The organism is Winogradskyella sp. 266wxhm (genome assembly GCF_058964685.1).
Map to the genome: position 1 here is coordinate 887,314 of NZ_CM179559.1, position 20,509 is coordinate 907,822.

Below are 20,509 nucleotides of genomic sequence, written 5' to 3' on the forward strand. Positions count from 1 at the left end.
ATTCAACTTTCATTGAACCTGAATATAAATAAGTTGATATTCAGGTTCAATGATAAGTTTATATCTATTTATATTTCAAAGGCAAATAAATTACCTTTTTTGTTTCGAAGAAATCTTCTTCAAAATAATCTGAAAGCAAATAGGCCTTTACATTTGTATATTGCTGTAATTCTTCTGTTAAATCTCCTCCTTTAAGATAAAGGATTCCATTTTTGAATTCGTTTTGTTGCTTTTTAGCAATTTTTCCTTTTACCCATTTTGTAAATTCTGGCATTGCTGTCACTGCTCTACTTACTATAAAATCATAAGTTTCATCAAGGGCTTCTACTCTACTGTGAGTAGTTTTTACATTATCTAGACCAATAGATTCTGCTACAGCATTAATTACTTTTAGCTTTTTATTGATACTATCTACCAAATGAAATTTACAATTAGGAAACATAATAGCCAATGGCACACCAGGGAAACCACCACCTGTACCAACATCTAAAATAGAAGAACCATCTGTAAACCTCATCACCTTTGCAATACCCAAAGAGTGTAACACATGTCTTAAATAAAGTTCGTCAATATCCTTTCTTGAAACAACATTGATCTTAGAGTTCCAATCTTTATACAAATCTTCCAACATTTTAAATTGATTGATTTGTGTATCTGTTAAATCAGGAAAATATTTTAGAACTAATTCCATGGTTTATACTTTTTGGCAAAAGTACTTAATTTTAATGTGGATAATTTAATACGCATTAATAATGCTGCATTTTAATTATTAACTATCTTTGAAGCCCATATAATGTATTTTAATCCCTTACGTTATATTATTAAATACAAAGACTAATGGCACAACAAACATTATCATTCTCTAGAGTTGATTCTGCAAAATTCTTTAGAACCCTTAACAAAAGAGTTAACAACTATTTCAAAGAGAATAACATTAAAAGAACAGGAAATTGGCAACTTTGGGTAAAAACAGTAGTGATGTTTGCCCTATTTTTAACGCCTTATTTTTTACTATTAACATTAGATATTCCCACTTGGGCTCAACTATTACTTACAATAGTAATGGGTATTGGAATGGCTGGAGTTGGAATGAACGTCATGCACGACGGTAATCATGGTTCTTTCTCAAATAAAGAATGGGTAAACCGATTAATGGGAAGTAGCATTTATATTTTAGCTGGTAATGTATACAACTGGCAAGTACAACACAATGTACTTCACCATACTTATACAAACATACACGGTCATGATGAAGATTTAGAAGCTGGTAGAATTTTAAGATTCTCTCAACATGCTGAGTGGCACAAACACCACAGATTTCAACATTATTATTCTATTTTACTATACGGTTTATTAACTATAAACTGGGCAATTACAACAGACTGGCAACAAATGAAGCGTTACATGAAACGTAAATTGTCTTATGGAAAATTACCTAATCCTGTTGTAAACTGGAGCAAATTGGTAATCTCTAAATTAATCTATGTTTCAATGTGGATTGTATTACCAATTTTGTTAACTGACTTAGCATGGTACAAAGTACTTATTGGTTTCTTCATTATGCATTATGTAGCAGGCTTAATATTGAGTGTTGTTTTTCAATTAGCGCATGTTATGGATGAAGCAGAAATGCCAATGCCAGAAAAAGATGGTACCATGAAAAACACTTGGGCTATTCACCAATTAAAAACCACAGTAAACTTCGGAGCTAAAAACTGGCTAATCAACTGGTATACAGGTGGATTAAATCACCAAGTAGAGCATCATATTTTTCCTAATATCAGTCATATTCACTATGGAAAAATAGCTAAGATTGTAAAAGACACTGCAAAAGAATTCAATTTACCATACAAAGAATACGAAACCACCAGAAAAGCAATTGCTGCGCACTTTAGATTTTTAAAAGAAATGGGAATGCAACCAGCAATGCAAGCATAATTTCTATTACTAAATTATAACATGAATCAACTATCAGATAGAATTAATAATCTATCAACTTCAGCCACCCTTGCTATGGCAGCGAAAGCTAGAGAGCTTAGAGCCGAGGGAAAAGATATTATTGGACTTAGCTTAGGAGAGCCAGACTTTGACACTCCCGATTTTATCAAAGAAGCTGCTATTGAAGCTATAAACCAAAACTATAACAGCTATACACCTGTTGATGGTTATGTAGAGCTTAAAGAAGCTATTATTACAAAATTCAAAAGAGATAATAATCTTTCATACACATTACCTCAGATAGTGGTTTCTACTGGTGCTAAACAGGCATTATACAACATTGCTTCTGTTATGCTAAATGAAGGTGATGAAGTTATTTTACCTTGTCCTTATTGGGTAAGCTACAGCGACATTGTTAAACTAAATGACGGTGTACCTGTTGAAGTAAAAACATCTATTGATAATGATTTCAAAATGACAGCCGAACAATTAGAAGCTGCCATTACCCCAAAAACCAAAATGATTTGGTACAGTTCTCCTTGTAATCCTAGTGGATCTGTTTATAGCGAAGATGAATTAAGAGCTTTAGCTGATGTACTTCAGAAACATCCTAACATTTATGTGGTTTCTGATGAAATTTATGAGCACATCAATTTTGTTGGTGGTCACTTTAGTATGGCTCAGTTTGAAGATATGTACGACAGAACTATTACGGTGAATGGTGTATCTAAAGCATTTGCCATGACAGGTTGGAGAATTGGTTACATTGGTGCACCAGATTGGATTGCTAGAGCTTGTAATAAAATACAAGGCCAAGTTACCAGTGGAGCCAATTGTATTGCCCAACGTGCTGTTATTACAGCATTAGAAGCACCTGCTTCTAGCGTAAAATATATGGTTGATAAGTTTAAAGAACGCAGAAAATTAATACTTGATCTTCTTGGTGAAATTGATGGTTTTAAAACCAATGAACCAGAAGGAGCTTTTTATGTATTCCCTAATGTTTCGGCTTTCTTTGGAAAAACCATAAAAGGAAAAACGATAAATAATGCTTCTGATATGTCTTTGTTCTTACTAGAAGAAGCTCATGTAGCTACCGTTACAGGAGAAGCTTTTGGAAATCCTGATTGTATCCGTATTTCTTATGCAGCTTCAGAAGATAATATTAAAGAAGCTATAAAACGTATTAAAGAAGTTTTGAGCTAAGTATTCTTTCAATACTAAAAAAACTAAAAAGCTATAATGATATTATTTCATTATAGCTTTTTTTATAATTAATAGGTTAATAGTTGAACAAATCCATCTGCAGAAAATAAGAATACCCATAACAGCATTAAAAAAATAATAGCTGTAACTAGTATTACTTTAAACATTCTTATCTTTTGTTCTTCTACAAGTCTTTTCCTAATACTTTTAAGCTGCTTAACTGTAGCTTTAGGTAAATTATATTCGGTTGTTTTCCCTTCTTTATAACCACCAAGTGTGTACTTAAACTTTTCTCTTTGAGAAAGTTGATTTCTGTTAAAGTTTATAACCTGCATTGAATTTGATGACATAGCAAAAGAACTTAAAAGGTGAAAGGTCTAAACTAAAAGACACTTTAAAAAAAGTGTCAGTTAAAAGGTCTTGTATATAACTATTCTTTTAAAATAGTGCTATAAGAATTGTAGCAAAAACTGACAGTTTTAATAGTGCTGCTACGTGATCTACTTTATTAAATTGTGAAGACTTAATTCGCTGTCTAATTCCGAAAACGGACTTTGCTGTAGACTTACTAAAGTTGTGCTTCACAACAGATTTGTAATTAGAGTTTAATAATCCTCTTGATGAGTTTTGAGACACCTCAATGGGTTCTGGTACAAATTCTAATTCTTGATTTAATACTAATTCCATGATTGATTATTTTAATTGGTTACACAGATATGACGCATAACTACAAAAAATGTTACACACTGAACTACAGCGCTTAACAAAAAATATAATCAAAAACCAATGAAATATCAGTAAAAATATAGGCTAGCTGTAAATTTATTTTTTTGAAAAAAAATTAAATTTATCTGTTACGCCAGAAAAAAGGCGTCAACAAAATAAGTACTGTAAACAATTCTAAACGCCCAATAAGCATTAAAAATGATGCCCACCATTGACCTAAAGGCGGTAATGCAGCATAATTATTTACTGGCCCAAATTGTCCCAATGCTGGACCTACATTTCCTAAACTTGAGGCCGAGAGCCCTATAGCAGATTCAAAATCCATTTGGAACATAGAGAATACCAACGCACCAACAATAAAAGATAACATATATAGTATAAAGAAACCTAGAACGTTAAATACAATGTCTTTAGAAATAGACTTCATATTATATCGTACAGGTACTATAGCATTAGGATGTAATGATCTTTTAAATTCCAAAAAGCCATTTTTTATCAAAATCAAATGTCGCACTACTTTTACACCTCCAGATGTACTTCCTGCTGAGCCACCTAAAAACATTAAGCCAAAAAAGAAAACCGTTAAAAATGGTGTCCACAATGTATAATCAGCAGACACAAAGCCTGTTGTTGTAATTACTGTTAATACCTGAAATAGAGCATGTCTAAATGCACTTTCAAATTCTCCTAAAACCATGGGGTGTTCTATAGATGAGATAGAAACATCCGCCCTAAAATAAATCAGTAAGGCAGCAATAACCGTAAAAATTGCTATAAACTTAAAGTAGAGTTTAAACTCTTCATCTTTAATAATTTTGGCTACTTTCCCTTTGAACAAATAATAGCTTAGAACAAAATTTGTTCCTGCCAAAAACATAAAGAATATTATAATGTACTGTATTGCTGGATTATCATTCCAATACGCTACGCTTGCATTTTTTGTAGAAAAACCACCAGTTGACAATGTACTTAATGCATGATTGATAGCGTCGAAAAAGGACATACCTGCTACTTGTAAAAGAATAGTTTCCGCAGCTGTGTAGCCTACATATATTAGCCATAAACGCTTTGCTGTATCTGTAATTCTAGGATGTAATTTATCACCACTTGGCCCAGGAGCTTCAGCAGCAAATAACTGCATTCCACCTACTCCCAGTAACGGTAAAATAGCAATTGCTAATACGATAATTCCCATACCGCCAATCCAGTGTGTTGTACTTCTCCAAAACAATACACCTTTTGGAATAATCTCAATATCATTGAGAATACTAGCTCCTGTGGTTGTATAACCAGACATCGTTTCAAAAAAGGCACCTGTAAAAGTTGGTATAGATTCGGTTACCAAATAGGGTAAAGTTCCTGAAAGCGACATAACAATCCACCCAAAAGCTACCACCATATAACCTTCACGCTTGTTCATCTCCTTTCTATGGTTTCTTGTACCTATCATTACAAACGAACCAATTAAAAGTGTCGCTAATCCTGCTAAAAATAAATTGAGGGTAACTCCATCATCATAGATAAGACTAATCAATGTCGCTATAAGCATAAAACCACCATTGAACAACAGAAGTAGTCCAAAAAAATGAAAAATGATTTTATAATTGAGTTTTATTCTAGACATAATATCTATGCAAAAAAGGCTTCTACTTCAGAAATAGAACGTGGTAAACAACACACTACAACACGATCTCCAGCCTCAATCTTAAAGCTACCTAATGGAATTATACCTTCCCCATCCCTAATAACACCACCAAAAATAGCAGACCTCGGAAAATTAAGATCTTTTACAACCTTATTAGTGATTTTAGAATTTGGTTTTACAACAAATTCAAGAAGTTCAGCATTCATATTGGTAAGCTTAGTCATAGCAACTACCTCACCTTTTCTGATGTATCTAAAAATATTGTTCGCTGCTAAGAGCTTTTTGTTAATCAAGGTGTCAATGCCTATAGATTGAGATAATTGATAATAATCCATATTCTCTACTAAAGCAATGGTTTTCTTTACTCCTTTAGATTTTGCAAGGAGACAAGACATAATATTGGTTTCCGAATTTCCGGTTACAGAAATAAAAGCATCCATATCCGAAATATTTTCTTCATCAAGAATGTCTACATTTCTACCATCTCCACAAATAACAAGTGCATTAGGTAATTCTTCAGCTAAATCTTCGGCGGTATCTCTTTTGCTTTCTACAAGTTTTACATTAAACTTACTAGCACAAAGATCTTTAGCTGTTTTATGACCTATTTGGCTACCTCCTAAAATCATTACGTTTCTAATATCTACTTTCACTTTTCCTGAAAGTCTGAATAGCTCTTCATCACCACCTTCAGAAGTGATAAAAACAACCTTATCACCTTCTTTAAAAATGGTATCACCTCTTGGTATTATAGTATATTGCGTTGCATAACGCTGAATTGCAATAGGTATAAAATGTAATTCAGAATATAATTCAGCAGCTTCTTTCACTGTTTTATCAACAAAACTCGCGGTTCTTGACAAACGCAATCCAAGCATCGTTAAAGCTCCTCCTTCAAACTCATAAGTGTCATTAAAACCGTACTGATTTAATAATAATTCAATCTCAGATGCAGCCAAGGCTTCCGGTGAAATCAATTCATCTATTCCGAACTTAGAAAACCCAACCTCTTCTTTATTTTCAATAAACTCGGTATTAGAAATACGAGCAATGGTACGTTTGGCACCTAATTGTTTAGCCAATACACTGGCTGTAATATTAGTTGTTTCAGAAGATGTTACAGCTATAAAGAGCTCTGCACTGTCAATTCTCCCTTCTTTTAAAATGGCTATTGACGTTGCATCTCCTTTTATGGTTTTAATATCTAAATGCTCACCTGCATAAGTCAGACTTCCTTTATTGGTATCAATAAGTGTTATCTCCTGTGATTCGTAGGATAATAATTTTGCTAAATGAAATCCAACTTCTCCCGCACCAGCTATAATTATTTTCATTGTTAATTATTAAAAAGATAGACAAATATACTAAGAAGTTGTAACTGTAGCTAAACTCTTAACTGTTTTCATTTTGTTTGAACTATTATAAGTCAATTTGTTTTGAAAACAATAAATTCTTGTCTGCTTTAAGTACTTATAACTTATGCATATATTTGCCAAAAAATTTTAATGGCTGAAAAAGTAAATCCATATAAAGATAGTGACCAATCCAAAAAGGCTCAGGTTACCCAAATGTTTGATACAATATCTAATGAATATGATGGATTGAATCGTGTTATTTCATTTGGAATTGATGTAAAATGGCGCAAAAAAGTAGTTAAGCTTGTTGCTGAAACTCAACCTGAAAATATACTTGATATTGCTACTGGAACTGGCGACTTAGCTATTAACCTCACTTCTACAAATGCTAAGGAAATAATTGGTTTAGATATCAGTGACGGCATGCTAGAAGTCGGTAGGAAAAAAGTAGCTTCAAAAAATCTTAGCGACACTATCTCTATGGTTATTGGTGATTCTGAAGACTTGCCTTTTGATGATAACACCTTTGACGCTATTACCGTCGCTTTTGGTGTTAGAAATTTTGAAAACTTAGAAAAAGGGCTTTCTGAAATTTTAAGAGTATTAAAGCCAAATGGTAGATTTGTTATTTTAGAAACCTCTGTACCAACTAATCCTTTATATAAATTTGGATACGGTATTTATTCCAAATTTATTTTACCTACAATAGGAAAACTATTTTCTAAAGACAGAGTTGCGTACAAATATCTCAGTGAATCGGCATCTGTTTTTCCTTATGGTGAAGCTTTGAACAATATTTTAAGAAAAATTGGGTTTATAAATGTCGAAGACAAGCCACAAACTATGGGTGTGGCTACAATTTACATAGCATCTAAAGCATAGTATGAAGCACATTGCCATCTTAATAATATCTCTGTTAGCGTTTCAAAGTACATCTGCACAATTATTTACAAAGGAAAGAGTTGCTAATAGTGTTGACAATATTGACATGAAACCTTTGTCTTGGGGTTATTTTTTAGGTTTCAACAGTTATGATTTCAAATTTCAGTATAATGAAAACCGAGAAGATATTCTTGTAGACAAAACCACAGGTTTTCATTTAGGTCTTATTGGTGACGTGAGAATCAATGATTATTTTAACCTTCGATTAGAACCTGGTGTATTTTTCACAACAAGAAACTTGCAATATTCTGAAAGTTATTTTCAGGGTATGGAGTATAATAATTCGGATTTATTACGCGAAGTAAAATCTACTTATGTTCATATTCCTTTATTAATTAAGGCTTCTACTAAACGCGTCAATAACTTTAAACCTTTTATAGTTGGTGGAGTTTCCATGGCTTTGAACCTCTCTAGCAATCAAGATAACCCAGACGATAATAGTGTTGGGGAATTTAGAATGACCAAAACCACCTATTTTTATGAAATTGGTTTTGGAATTGATTTCTACCTATTATACTTCAAATTTTCACCTTCAATAAGAGGTGTTTTTGCCATGAATGATGAAATTGTAAGAGATGCAGACCCTAATAGTCCTTGGACAGGCAATGTTGCCAAAATGCAGACTCGAGGTATCTTTATTAATTTTACTTTTCAATAGTTCGTCGCTTAAATTCGCTTAGAATTATTGCTGTAGCGTTAGCTACATTAAGACTTTCAGTAGTTTGGTTTTTCCCAAATTGAGGAATGGTTATTTTTCTTTCAACCATAGATTTTATGTTTTCGGAAATCCCGTTAGCCTCATTTCCTAAAATTACAACACCTGTTTCGGGCAAATTTGTTGTGTAAATATTTTCACCAGACATAAATGTGCCAAAACTATTTTTTTGGGATTTTAGATAATCTTCCAAATCTAAATAAACCACATTTACTCGTGTTAAAGATCCCATGGTTGCTTGTACCACTTTAGAATTGTAACAATCTACGGTTGCCTTACTGCATACCAAATCCTCTACTCCATACCAATCACAAAGACGAATAATAGTTCCTAAATTACCTGGATCTCTAACATCATCTAAAACCACTATTAATCCATCATTAGAAGGCTGAACTGGTTTTGGAATTTTAAAAATCGCTAAAGCTGTATTAGGATTTTTTAAAGATGATACTTTTTTAAGCTCTATCTCTGAAATCTCATTTGTTTTGTTTGCAGAAGTATCAAAAATCAATTCTGTTGTAAAAAGACTTTCGAGTTCAAAATCTGAATCAAGAAACTCATTGATACCTTTTATACCTTCAACCGTAAATAAACCCAATTGTTGTCTATTTTTTTTTTGACCTAAACTCTTAATTAACTTTATTTGGTTCTTTGATAACATTAAAATATCTTTTCTTTGCTTATTAATTACAAAGTAAACCTTTTTGAAATTATTTAAGCTTAATATTTATTTAAGTCCGATAATTTTAAGCTACAATGGTATTATTTTTGTTTACCAATACATTATCAAAATTTAAAGCGGTAACTTTTGAGTTTTCCAACAGGTACATTTTCATTTTCTAAACGACAAAAGCTAATTTGTCAATGTATTGTATTGGCCTCTATGATTATCTCTTTTACCTCTTGTAGCGTTGTAAAACGTGTTAAAGAAGGAGAACATCTTATAATCGAAAACACTATTCTTGAAGACGATAAAAAAACTACTGATGAGCAAATTAATAATATCGTCATCCAAAAAACCAATACAGGTGTAAATGGTTTTTTTAGTTTTCCTCTTAGGCTGCATATCTACAATTTAGCAAGACCTAACATAGATTCTATAATTGAAGCTAAAGTTTTAAGTGATTCTTCTAAAGTAAAATGGAAGACCAAATTATTATCTAAGAAACAGTTCGACAAAGACATAGAATTTAGAAAAAACTTCAATAGTTGGCTGAAACGTACTGGTGAAGCTCCTGTGATTTTTAATGAAGATAAAACAGAAAAAACAGCAACTAACCTTAGAAAATATTATTTCAGTAAAGGTTGGTTTGATAATGAGGTAAACTATGAAGTTGAAAAAGACAGTAATAAAAAGGCTAAAGTGACTTATAAAGTTACAAGAAACACACCTTATATTTTAGACTCTCTAAATCCAGTAATTAGTAGTGCTAGTATAGATTCGCTTTATCCAAAATTTATGAAGGCATCCTTACTAAAAAAAGGTGAGCAATATGACGAAAATAATTTTGAAGCTGAGCGCGATCGCATCAATACTTATCTAAGAAATTCGGGTTTTTATTACTTCGGACAAGATTATATCCGTTACGAAATGGATACCATTAATACCAACAAAAAAATCAACACTGATATTATAATCTCAAATAGAAGGATAAGAGGAGATGACTCAACGGCTACGGTTCCTTTTAAAGCTTACAAAATTAAAGAGGTTAATATTTTCACTGATGATAATTTTGATAATAGGTTCAAAGCCATTAAAGACACAACCGTTTATAAAGATTACACCTTATATAGCAAAGAAAAATTACGATTTAGACCCAAAGCACTTACAGATGCTATTTTTATAAACAAAGGTGATATTTATAGCGACTTAGCTAGAAGCAGAACATCACGATACCTCAACGACTTACAGATGTTTACTTACCCTAGCGTTGAATATGTTGAAAATGAAAATGACACAACCTTAACCGCAAACATATATTTAGCGCCAAGAAAAAAATATGATTTAGGTTTTAATTTTGATGTTACACAAAGTAATATTCAGACCATTGGGTTTTCATTCAGTACAGGACTAAAAATCAGGAATGTTTTTAGAGGTGCTGAAACTTTAGAATTGAATGGTATTGCTGCTATTGGAGCTTCTGATGATGCTTCAGACAATAGGAGTACCTTTTTTGACATTAATGAGTTCGGAGGCAACATACGATTGACAATCCCTAGATTGTTTACCCCATTTAACACGGACAAAATTATCCCTAAATATATGTCGCCTAGTACAGTTATTAGCCTTTCTGCGACTAGTCAGCAAAACATAGGCTTAGACAAACAAACGCTATCTGGTGTTTTAAGTTATAATTGGTATCCATCTCGTACAGTCACAAATAATTTAGAGTTGTTTAATGTTCAATACGTAAAAAACCTAAATACAAGTAATTATTTTGGTGTGTACTCCAACTCTTTTAGCAGACTAAATAACATAGCGAGAAACATAAATTATATAGGTAATGATGAAAGTTTAGAAGACCCAGAACTTACAAACCCATTCTCACCAGCAGACGTATTTATAAGTGATGTGCTTTCAGGCGATACGAGTTTATCACCAAATGACAATGACTATGTAACAGTAAATAATATTCAAGAACGTAAGGATAGGTTGACTGAAAATAACTTGATTTTTTCTACCAGTTTTTCATACAAAAAAGATAGACGTCAAAATATTTTCGATAATGACTTTTCTGTCTTTAGATGGAGAGTGGAATTGGCTGGTAATACACTTTCTAATATTTCGAGTTTATTGAGTTTACCAAAAAATGAGGATGGCAATTATGAAGCTTTGGGTGTAGTCTTTTCGCAATATTTTAAAACTGAAATAGATTACGTAAAATACTTTGACTTAGGAAGAAATAACATTTTTGCCTTTAGAAGTTACGCAGGTATAGCCATTCCTTATGGTAACTCCAATAGTATTCCGTTTGCTAAAAGTTTCTTTGCTGGAGGACCAAACGACAACCGTGCATGGAGAGCCTATAACCTAGGACCTGGTAGTTCTAGAACCACAAACGAGTTTAATGAAGCTAACTTCAAAATTCATTTAAGTGCCGAGCAACGTTTTAGCCTTTTTGGAAATTTTAAAGGTGCTCTTTTTGTTGATGCTGGTAATATTTGGAATGTAATGGATAACGTTACTGAAGAAGCCGCTACATTTGACAGTTTAAGTTCTTTAAAAGATATTGCTGTAGGCTCAGGGTTTGGTCTTCGTTATGACTTTGATTTCTTCGTTTTACGATTTGATGTCGGTTTTAAAACCTATAACCCAGCTTTAGAAGAAAATAATAGATGGTTTACGGATTACAATTTCAGAAATGCCGTTTATAATATTGGTATTAATTACCCATTCTAAGCCTAAGAAACACCCCTTACTTTCTACAACGTTTTCGATATTTTATCTTAAATCTTATTATAAAAACCACCTGATTTTAAGGTTAAAAATCGTATTTTTGATATCTAATTTTCAATCATAAAATTATGAGTCACAATATTAAACCTGGTGTTGCAACAGGTAGAGAAGTTCAAGAAATTTTCAAATTAGCTAAAGAAAAAGGCTTTGCCTTACCAGCTGTAAATGTCATTGGATCTAACACAATCAATGGTGTTTTGGAAACCGCAAAATCTTTAAATGCACCTGTTATCATTCAATTTTCAAATGGTGGTGCGCAATTTAATGCAGGTAAAGGTCTTGGTAATGAAGATCAGAAAGGTGCTATTGCTGGTGCTGTTGCTGGTGCTAAGCATGTACATCATATGGCAGAAGCTTACGGAGTACCTGTAATTTTGCATACGGACCATTGTGCTAAAAAACTATTACCTTGGATAGACGGTTTATTAGATGCTAGCGAAAAGCACTTTGAAGAAACAGGAAAACCTCTTTACAGTTCTCATATGATTGATCTTTCTGAAGAACCAATCGAAGAAAATATTGAGATTTGTAAACAGTACCTAGAGCGCATGAGCAAAATGGGCATGACTTTAGAAATTGAACTTGGTATTACTGGTGGTGAAGAAGATGGTGTAGACAATACAGATGTAGACGATTCTAAATTATACACACAACCAGAAGAAGTTGCCTACGCTTATGAAGAATTGAGTAAAGTAAGTGATCAATTTACTATTGCGGCTGCTTTTGGTAATGTTCATGGTGTTTATAAACCAGGTAACGTAAAATTAACTCCAAAAATTCTTAAGAATTCTCAAGATTATATTTCTGAAAAATACGGAGTTGGTCATAATCATATCGATTTTGTATTTCATGGTGGTTCTGGTTCTACTCTAGAAGAAATTAGAGAAGGTATAAGCTATGGTGTTATAAAAATGAACATTGATACAGATATGCAATGGGCTTTCTTAAGCGGAGTTAGAGATTATGTACAAGATAAGAGTGATTATCTTCAAACTCAAATAGGAAATCCAGAAGGCGAAGATGTCCCTAATAAAAAATACTACGACCCTCGTGTTTGGTTAAGAAAAGGCGAAGAAGCTTTCGTTGAAAGACTTAAAAAAGCATTCGAAGATTTAAATAATGTAGATACATTATAGAAGTTTCTTAATAGTTTGAAAACCCATTAGGACTTAAAATCAAAGTTTTAGTGGGTTTTTCATTTTATATCGAATGAGAATGTTCAGATAGTTTTTTCAATTTTTGAGTTGTAATTAATAAAATCGTAATTTTGTAGACTTAAATTTTTGAATAACTAACTCGATTAAGGTTATTTTTTAATTCTTAATCAAAAATCATCCTGAGACTTGTCAAAGGATCCAAAATCTAAAAATTTATATGGCTTGGTTTAAAAGAAAAGATAAAGGCATACAAACTTCTACCGAAGAAAAAAAAGACACCCCAAAAGGTCTGTGGTACAAATCACCGACTGGTAAAATTATAGACACAAAAGAATTAGAACAGAATTTTTACGTTAGCCCTGAAGATGGTTACCATGTTAGAATAGGCAGTAAAGAATATTTTGAAATTCTTTTTGATGATAATGAGTTTAAAGAGCTAGATGCTGACTTAAATTCTAAAGACCCATTAAAATTTGTCGACACAAAGAAATACCCAGAACGCTTAAAAGCAGCACAAGCAAAAACTAATCTTAAAGATGCTGTACGCTGTGCTGTTGGTAAATCTAAAGGTCAAGATTTAGTGATTGCTTGTATGGACTTTGCATTTATTGGTGGATCTATGGGAAGTGTTGTTGGTGAAAAAATTGCACGTGCAGCAGACTATGCTCTAAAAAAGAAAACACCTTTTATGATTATTAGTAAATCTGGAGGTGCTCGTATGATGGAGGCTGCTTTATCTCTAATGCAGTTAGCTAAGACTTCAGTAAAGCTTGCACAATTAGCAGATGCAGGCATTCCTTATATTTCTTTATGTACCGATCCTACAACAGGTGGTACAACAGCATCTTTTGCTATGTTAGGTGATATCAATATTGCTGAGCCTGGCGCTTTAATTGGATTTGCAGGACCAAGAGTTGTAAGAGATACAACAGGAAAAGAATTACCTGAAGGTTTTCAAACTTCAGAATTTTTACTAGAGCACGGTTTCTTAGATTTCATATCTCACCGTAGAGATCTAAAAAATAAAATAAACCTCTATATTGATTTGATAAAGAATCAACCTTTGAGAGCTTAAAACATCAAAAAAAAAAAGAGAACCAGTTGGTTCTCTTTTTTTTAGTTTAATGTTACACCTATTTCTTCTCCATTATTAAATGTAAAGGTTGCTTGATTATCGCATTCTCCTTCTCCATAATCAAAAAGTCCACCAAAATTGGTGCGTTGTACATCAAAGGATCCGCTCACAAAATAAGTACAACCTATTTCTCTACGTAAAGGTATAATAACCTCGTAAGTATGTGTATTTCCATTCAGAAAAGTTGAGGTCCAATTGCCTGTTATTTCAAAAACATTATCTGAAAAAGCACCAGAACCAAAACCTTCTACCCATTCTCTAATTTTTGTACCTTCTCTTGAAGCTTGAACTCCATTTGGCCAAATTACTGTAATACTTAAATCGTGCGTAAATTGTGGATTACCATTTTCGTTGGATAATTCTTTAAGAATAGAGCGACTTGCTATAATATTCTTGGCATCTAAGTAAAAGTCTACTAAATTATAATTTATAGTAATTTGCTGGGCTTCGGGATCTCTAGTATAATCAAAAATGATTTGACCTCTAACTAGGTGACCATTGAATAAGCAACCATCAGTACCAAAGTCCACCGTTACTGCTCTATAGTTTTGTTCGGCCACAACAGTTATGGTAATACAACTAGGTATATTATTTGCTTGAATTGTTCTATCAGCTAAATCTGATTCTTGATCTTCATAAACTTGAATAATTAGATCTCCTAAAATGTTATCAATTTGATCTATCTCAGCCGATCTTTGAACTTCTAAAGTGTTTTCTAGCTGATTTTCGGTCTCAATTGTTTCCTCATTTTCACTACACGAAGTAAAAACCAAGCTTAATACTAGGAAACTAAATAAAAATGTGCTGATTGAATTAATTTTTTTCATGATTACGCTTTTTTGTTAATATACTGTTAAGACCAGCCTACATAAAAAAGGTTTAAATCATTGAAAAAAATTATTTTCCTTTCTTCAGAAAAATTGAAAATTCTGTACCAACATCTACTTTACTATCTACAATCACTTTTCCGCCTAGTGATTCAATATGATTTTTAGTAATAAATAATCCTATTCCTCTAGCATCATCATTACAATGGAAGGTTTTATAGATTTGAAATATTTTATCTCCAAACTTTTTCATATCAATACCCAAACCATTATCCTTTATATTCAATACAACATAATCTTTTTGGATACTAGAGGTCAATTCAATCTGAGGAACTCTTTTTTCAGATCTATATTTTATAGCATTAGTAAGAAAGTTTAAAATTATACTATCTAAGTACGCCGGAATGCCCTTAACATGATGATTTTTATCAATGTTATTTAAAATTATAGCATTCGTACTTTTAGCAAGAGCAGTTATATTATAGATTGCCTTCTCGGAATAATCGAATAAATTTAAATCTTCAATTTCGCTTTTATTAATCACTCTTTTACTTTGAGCAACGTCAGATAAATGGGAAACGGTTTCTTGTAAATTTTGAGCTGCTAATTTTAAAGTTGAAAAATTATCGTTATCGTTTATCCAAGGAAAATCTGTTTCTAAAAATTCTATCAATGTTGCTAAATTGCCAGAATGTGATCTTAAATTATGAGTAGTAATATCCGCAAAAGAATTTAGTCGTTCATTTTTATCTTGAACAAGATTGAACTTCATTTTTAGTTTTTGCTGATTCTTTTTTCGCTCAGAAATATCAATAAATTGCCATATCATTCTATGTGGAATGCCATGCTCATTATTATTCAAAGAAACTGAGATTAGCATCCAAATAATTTCACCACTTTTAGAAAAAAATCGCTGCTCAACTTGATAGTCCGCAATTTGACCTTCTATTAGCTTTTTATATTTTTTGGCATGAACATTTAAGTCTTCTTTTAAGACAATATCCTTAACACTGATATTGTATAACTCGTCTTTAGAATAACCTAATAATTTACAAAGGCTGTCATTGACTTTTAGCCAACTTCCTTCTAAATTTAAAACAGCAATTCCGTTGTAGGTATCATTAAAAACTTGCTCTAAAGCATCGTAAGTGTTGGGGAACTTACTTTGAGGATATAGCATTTTCATGCATGTAAAATTATACCCTACAACATGTTAAAAAGAGTTCAAATAAACAAAAGATGACCTCAAATCATTAATCGACTCTTAAACCTTTCTTAAAATAAATGGTAAACTCCGTACCAACATCAACCCTACTCTCTACAATCACTTTGCCGCCTAAAGACTCTATATGGTTCTTTGTAATAAACAACCCTAAACCTATAGAATCTTCCTTATTATGAAAAGTCTTGTACATCTGAAATAACATCTTACCATACTTTTCTAAGTCAATTCCTAATCCATTATCTTTTATTTTCAGAGCTACATATTCTTCATCTACTTCCGTGCTTAGTTCTATAACCAAAGGCCTTTTATCCGATCTATATTTTATTGCATTCGTAAGAAAATTTAAAACTATACTATCTAAATAAGCAGGAATTCCTTTAATAAAAATATCGTCAGGTAATTCATTATATATAGTAGCTTCAGCATTTTGTGCTAAGGCAATAATGTTATACATAGCTTTCTCTATGTAATCATATAGATTTAGATTTTTTAATTTAGAAGGTTCAATTTGTCTGATTTTTGCTACTTCCGTTAAATGAGATACAGTTTCTTGTAAATTTTCAATTGCTGTTTTAAGCAACAAATAATTTTCATTGGTTTGAAGATTTGAAATATCGCCTTCCAAAAAACTTGACAATGTTGCCAAATTACCTGAATGAGACCTTAGATTGTGTGTAACAATATCTGCAAAAGAAGTTAACCGTTCATTTTGTTCTTGAGCTACACTAAGCATAGCTTTTAGCTTATACTGACTTTTTTGTCTTTTGGTAATATCCGTAAACTGCCATATCATATGTGGTCTACCTTCCTTAAAATACACAAGTGACACATAGATTAACACCCAAATTACAGAACCATCCTTATGAAAATAGCGTTGCTTAACACGGTATTTATCAATTTTTCCTCGTACCAGTTTATCATATTTCTTTTGATGTACACCTAAATCCTCAATATATATGATGTTATTAATATCCATATTGAAGAGTTCCCATCTGGTATACCCAAAAATATCACAGACACTTTCATTAACCTTTAACCAATCTCCTTCAAGGTTTACTATAGCAATACCATTATATGTATTATTAAAAATGCGTTCTAGGACGTCAAAAGCATTGAAGAAATTCCGCTGAGGGTTTGAAACTTTCATACATATAATTTTAAAATAATTATTGAAAGCCACAGATTAGCAAGGGGATGCTATTGATTTACAAAACCATAAAGTCAAAAATCAATTATAAAAAGTTACGAAAAAAATACTAAATGACAAAAAAACATTATATTTGCCGCTCGAAAGAAAGGCTTTCGAGTACATAAAAATCATTTACAATAATATTAGCATGTATTTATCAAAAGAAAAGAAAGAAGAAATCTTCACAAAACACGGTAAAGGAAAGAACGATACGGGTTCTGCTGAAGGACAAATTGCATTATTCACTTACAGAATTAACCATTTAACAGAGCACTTAAAACAAAATCGTAAAGATTTTAACTCTGAGCGTTCTCTTGTAAAGTTAGTAGGTAAGCGTCGTGCTTTACTAGATTACTTAACTAAAAAGGATATCTTAAGATACCGTGCAATAGTAAAAGAATTAGGATTAAGAAAATAATCAGAAAAAGAGGCTTCGCGCCTCTTTTTTTCATTTATATCAACTCGCTTTCGAACGAGTATAACCATCGGAATTGAAGAAGCTAAATACGGTTTTTCATTGGTCAAAAAACAACAACTACACACAACAACACAACGACCTTTGTTTAACTTTGTACTAACAGGAAAAACTTTTAGTACTTGAATTAAAAATTTATGATTCCAAAAACTTACAAAGAGGTCATTGACCTTGGTGATGGTAGAGAAATCTCTATTGAAACCGGAAAACTTGCAAAACAGGCACATGGCTCTGTTGTTGTACAATCGGGTGAAACCATGCTACTTTGTACTGTAGTTTCTAACTATGAAGCTGCAAACGTAGACTTTTTACCATTAACGGTAGATTACCGTGAAAAATTTGCTGCTGCAGGACGTTATCCAGGTGGATTCTTTAAGCGTGAAGCACGTCCAAGCACTGAAGAAATTTTAGTAATGCGTATCGTAGATCGTGTGTTACGTCCATTATTCCCTAAAGATTATCATGCTGAAACTCAAGTTATGATTCAGTTAATGTCTTTAGACAAAGATGTTATGCCAGATGCCTTAGCTGGTTTGGCTGCATCAGCTGCAATTCAATTAAGTGACATTCCTTTTGAAACTCCTATTTCAGAAGTACGTGTTGCTAGACTTAATGGAGAATTTATTATCAACCCTAGTTTATCACAATTAGAACAGTCAGACATCGATATGGTTATTGGTGCTTCAGAAGATTCTGTGATGATGGTTGAAGGTGAAATGAGCGAGATCTCAGAAGAAGAAATGGTTGAAGCAATCAAGGTTGCTCACGAAGCTATTAAAGTTCAAATCGAAGCTCAAAAACGTTTAGTTGCTCAAGTTGGTAAAAAAGAAACTCGTGACTATGAGCCTGAGCCAGAAGACGAAACTATATTAGAAAAAGTAAAAGCTTTTGCTTACGAAAAATGTTACGACATTGCTAAAGGTGCATCATCAAAACACGATAGAGGTTTAGCTTTTTCCGAAGTAAAAGAAGCTTTAAAAGCAGAATATACTGAAGAGGAACTTGAAGAAGTTGGTGGATTGGTTTCTAAATACTTTAGTAAAGTACAGAAAGAAGCCGTACGTAACTTAGTACTAGAACAAGGTATCCGTTTAGACGGTCGTAAAACTACAGAAGTAAGACCTATTTGGTGTGAAGTAGATTACTTACCTTCTACACATGGTTCTTCAATATTCACACGTGGGGAAACTCAAGCTTTAGCAACCGTTACTTTAGGAACATCTCGTGAGGCTAATGTTGTAGACAACCCATCATTAGAAGGTGAAGAGCGTTTCTATTTACACTATAACTTCCCACCATTTTCAACTGGTGAAGCAAGACCTTTAAGAGGAACTTCTCGTCGTGAAATCGGTCATGGTAACTTAGCTCAACGTGCTTTAAAACGTATGGTTCCTGATGATTGTCCTTATACAGTACGTGTAGTTTCAGAAGTATTAGAATCTAATGGTTCGTCTTCTATGGCTACAGTATGTGCTGGTACAATGGCATTGATGGATGCTGGTGTACAAATGATTAAACCTGTATCTGGTATCGCTATGGGATTAATTTCTGATGGTGAACGTTACGCTGTTTTATCTGATATCTTAGGTGATGAAGATCATTTAGGTGATATGGATTTTAAAGTAACAGGTACAGAAGACGGTATTACTGCTTGTCAAATGGATATTAAGATCAAAGGCTTAAGCTACGAGATTTTAGTAAACGCTTTAAACCAAGCTAAGGAAGGTCGTATGCACATTCTTGGAAAATTAACAGATACTATTGCTACGCCGAATGCTGACGTTAAAGGTCATGCTCCGAAAATGGTTACAAGACGTATTCCAAATGAATTTATTGGAGCACTTATTGGCCCTGGTGGTAAAAACATTCAAGAATTACAGAAAGAAACAGAAACTACTATTGTTATCAATGAAGATCCTGTAACTGAAGAAGGTATCGTTGAAATCTTAGGAGTTGGTTCTGAAGGTATTGATGCTGTATTAGCTCGCATCGATGCTATGTTATTCAAACCTGAAGTTGGTAGCATCTACGAAGTAAAAGTGATTAAAATGTTAGATTTTGGAGCTGTGGTAGAATATACTGAAGCACCAGGAAATGAGGTTTTATTACACGTAAGTGAGCTTGCTTGGGAGCGTACAGAAAATGTATCTGATGTTGTAAACATGGGAGATGTATTTGATGTAAAATACTTCGGAGTTGACCCAAGAACGAAGAAGGAAAAAGTGTCTCGTAAAGCTATTTTACCAAAACCTGAAGGTTGGCAAGATAGACCAAAGCGTGACAACAATAAAGGTGGTAACAGAGACAATCGTGGACGTGATAATCGCAATAGAGATAATCGTAGAGACGATAGAAAACCTAGAGATAATAGAAAGGAAGATTAATTTCTTTTAACTATCATTAAATATTTTAAAGTTTCCAAAAAGAATATCTTTTTGGAAACTTTTATTTTTTGCAAATCATAATGTTATTATAAAATTTTCTTAAATAACAGTTTATGAAAGTCTAAAAGCAATT

At 32.6% G+C, this 20,509-nt stretch carries 18 protein-coding genes; 9 read left to right on the forward strand and 9 right to left on the reverse strand.

Going from position 1 to position 20,509, the window contains the following annotated elements:
- Nucleotides 1-64: 64 nt before the first annotated feature.
- Nucleotides 65-691: a 16S rRNA (guanine(527)-N(7))-methyltransferase RsmG gene (rsmG, locus tag AC2H4K_RS04115; RefSeq protein WP_281138522.1), complete on the reverse strand. Its 627-nt coding sequence runs from the start codon at nt 689-691 to the stop codon at nt 65-67.
- Between the two features lie 146 nt (nt 692-837).
- On the opposite strand from rsmG, the gene AC2H4K_RS04120 reads away from it, so the two are divergent.
- Both AC2H4K_RS04120 and AC2H4K_RS04125 read left to right on the forward strand, forming a co-directional pair.
- Complete coding sequence (locus AC2H4K_RS04120; protein WP_281138523.1) at nt 838-1,938, forward strand: fatty acid desaturase family protein; 1,101 nt, start codon at nt 838-840, stop codon at nt 1,936-1,938.
- A gap of 21 nt (nt 1,939-1,959) precedes the next feature.
- Entirely contained in the window at nt 1,960-3,144 is a 1,185-nt protein-coding gene (locus tag AC2H4K_RS04125; protein WP_281138524.1) for a pyridoxal phosphate-dependent aminotransferase, read from the forward strand.
- A 68-nt stretch (nt 3,145-3,212) separates the two neighbouring features.
- Here AC2H4K_RS04125 and AC2H4K_RS04130 read toward each other — a convergent pair whose 3' ends face one another.
- The 4 genes from AC2H4K_RS04130 to trkA form a co-directional block, all read right to left on the reverse strand.
- Nucleotides 3,213-3,494, reverse strand: a complete 282-nt coding sequence (locus AC2H4K_RS04130; RefSeq protein WP_281138525.1) for a hypothetical protein — start codon at nt 3,492-3,494, stop codon at nt 3,213-3,215.
- An 88-nt stretch (nt 3,495-3,582) separates the two neighbouring features.
- Nucleotides 3,583-3,831, reverse strand: coding sequence for a hypothetical protein (locus tag AC2H4K_RS04135; RefSeq protein WP_281138526.1), 249 nt, complete (start codon nt 3,829-3,831; stop codon nt 3,583-3,585).
- Nucleotides 3,832-3,991: 160 nt separating this feature from the next.
- Nucleotides 3,992-5,494 (reverse strand): TrkH family potassium uptake protein, encoded by a 1,503-nt coding sequence (locus AC2H4K_RS04140; protein WP_281138527.1) that lies wholly within the window; start codon nt 5,492-5,494, stop codon nt 3,992-3,994.
- A 5-nt stretch (nt 5,495-5,499) separates the two neighbouring features.
- On the reverse strand, nt 5,500-6,849 hold the full coding sequence (gene trkA, locus AC2H4K_RS04145; protein WP_281138528.1) for a Trk system potassium transporter TrkA: 1,350 nt from the start codon (nt 6,847-6,849) through the stop codon (nt 5,500-5,502).
- 171 nt (nt 6,850-7,020) lie between these two features.
- Between trkA and ubiE the strand changes: the two genes are divergently transcribed.
- Both ubiE and porT read left to right on the forward strand, forming a co-directional pair.
- The gene (ubiE, locus tag AC2H4K_RS04150) at nt 7,021-7,752 is read left to right on the forward strand and encodes a bifunctional demethylmenaquinone methyltransferase/2-methoxy-6-polyprenyl-1,4-benzoquinol methylase UbiE (RefSeq protein ID WP_281138529.1); all 732 of its coding nucleotides are present in this window, start codon (nt 7,021-7,023) and stop codon (nt 7,750-7,752) included.
- 1 nt (nt 7,753) lies between these two features.
- Nucleotides 7,754-8,470: a type IX secretion/gliding motility protein PorT/SprT gene (porT, locus tag AC2H4K_RS04155; protein WP_281138530.1), complete on the forward strand. Its 717-nt coding sequence runs from the start codon at nt 7,754-7,756 to the stop codon at nt 8,468-8,470.
- Here porT and AC2H4K_RS04160 read toward each other — a convergent pair.
- Entirely contained in the window at nt 8,457-9,188 is a 732-nt protein-coding gene (locus tag AC2H4K_RS04160; protein ID WP_281138531.1) for a TrmH family RNA methyltransferase, read from the reverse strand. The two genes, porT and AC2H4K_RS04160, sit on opposite strands and share 14 nt — an antisense overlap.
- Before the next feature lie 147 nt (nt 9,189-9,335).
- Between AC2H4K_RS04160 and tamL the strand changes: the two genes are divergently transcribed.
- From tamL to accD, 3 genes are all read left to right on the forward strand, one after another.
- On the forward strand, nt 9,336-11,927 hold the full coding sequence (gene tamL / locus AC2H4K_RS04165; protein ID WP_348634881.1) for a translocation and assembly module lipoprotein TamL: 2,592 nt from the start codon (nt 9,336-9,338) through the stop codon (nt 11,925-11,927).
- 125 nt (nt 11,928-12,052) lie between these two features.
- Complete coding sequence (gene fbaA / locus AC2H4K_RS04170) at nt 12,053-13,120, forward strand: class II fructose-bisphosphate aldolase (protein ID WP_281138532.1); 1,068 nt, start codon at nt 12,053-12,055, stop codon at nt 13,118-13,120.
- Between the two features lie 238 nt (nt 13,121-13,358).
- The gene (gene accD, locus AC2H4K_RS04175; protein ID WP_281138533.1) at nt 13,359-14,216 is read left to right on the forward strand and encodes an acetyl-CoA carboxylase, carboxyltransferase subunit beta; all 858 of its coding nucleotides are present in this window, start codon (nt 13,359-13,361) and stop codon (nt 14,214-14,216) included.
- 41 nt (nt 14,217-14,257) lie between these two features.
- Here accD and AC2H4K_RS04180 read toward each other — a convergent pair whose 3' ends face one another.
- The 3 genes from AC2H4K_RS04180 to AC2H4K_RS04190 all read right to left on the reverse strand — a co-directional run bounded on the left by AC2H4K_RS04180 (nt 14,258) and on the right by AC2H4K_RS04190 (nt 17,475).
- Nucleotides 14,258-15,103, reverse strand: a complete 846-nt coding sequence (locus AC2H4K_RS04180) for a hypothetical protein (protein ID WP_281138534.1) — start codon at nt 15,101-15,103, stop codon at nt 14,258-14,260.
- A 70-nt stretch (nt 15,104-15,173) separates the two neighbouring features.
- Nucleotides 15,174-16,289: a sensor histidine kinase gene (locus AC2H4K_RS04185; RefSeq protein ID WP_493742872.1), complete on the reverse strand. Its 1,116-nt coding sequence runs from the start codon at nt 16,287-16,289 to the stop codon at nt 15,174-15,176.
- 67 nt (nt 16,290-16,356) lie between these two features.
- On the reverse strand, nt 16,357-17,475 hold the full coding sequence (locus AC2H4K_RS04190; RefSeq protein ID WP_281138536.1) for a sensor histidine kinase: 1,119 nt from the start codon (nt 17,473-17,475) through the stop codon (nt 16,357-16,359).
- Between the two features lie 190 nt (nt 17,476-17,665).
- On the opposite strand from AC2H4K_RS04190, the gene rpsO reads away from it, so the two are divergent.
- Both rpsO and AC2H4K_RS04200 read left to right on the forward strand, forming a co-directional pair.
- The gene (gene rpsO / locus AC2H4K_RS04195) at nt 17,666-17,935 is read left to right on the forward strand and encodes a 30S ribosomal protein S15 (RefSeq protein ID WP_281138537.1); all 270 of its coding nucleotides are present in this window, start codon (nt 17,666-17,668) and stop codon (nt 17,933-17,935) included.
- A 194-nt stretch (nt 17,936-18,129) separates the two neighbouring features.
- The gene (locus tag AC2H4K_RS04200; protein WP_281138538.1) at nt 18,130-20,376 is read left to right on the forward strand and encodes a polyribonucleotide nucleotidyltransferase; all 2,247 of its coding nucleotides are present in this window, start codon (nt 18,130-18,132) and stop codon (nt 20,374-20,376) included.
- Nucleotides 20,377-20,509 lie beyond the last annotated feature (133 nt).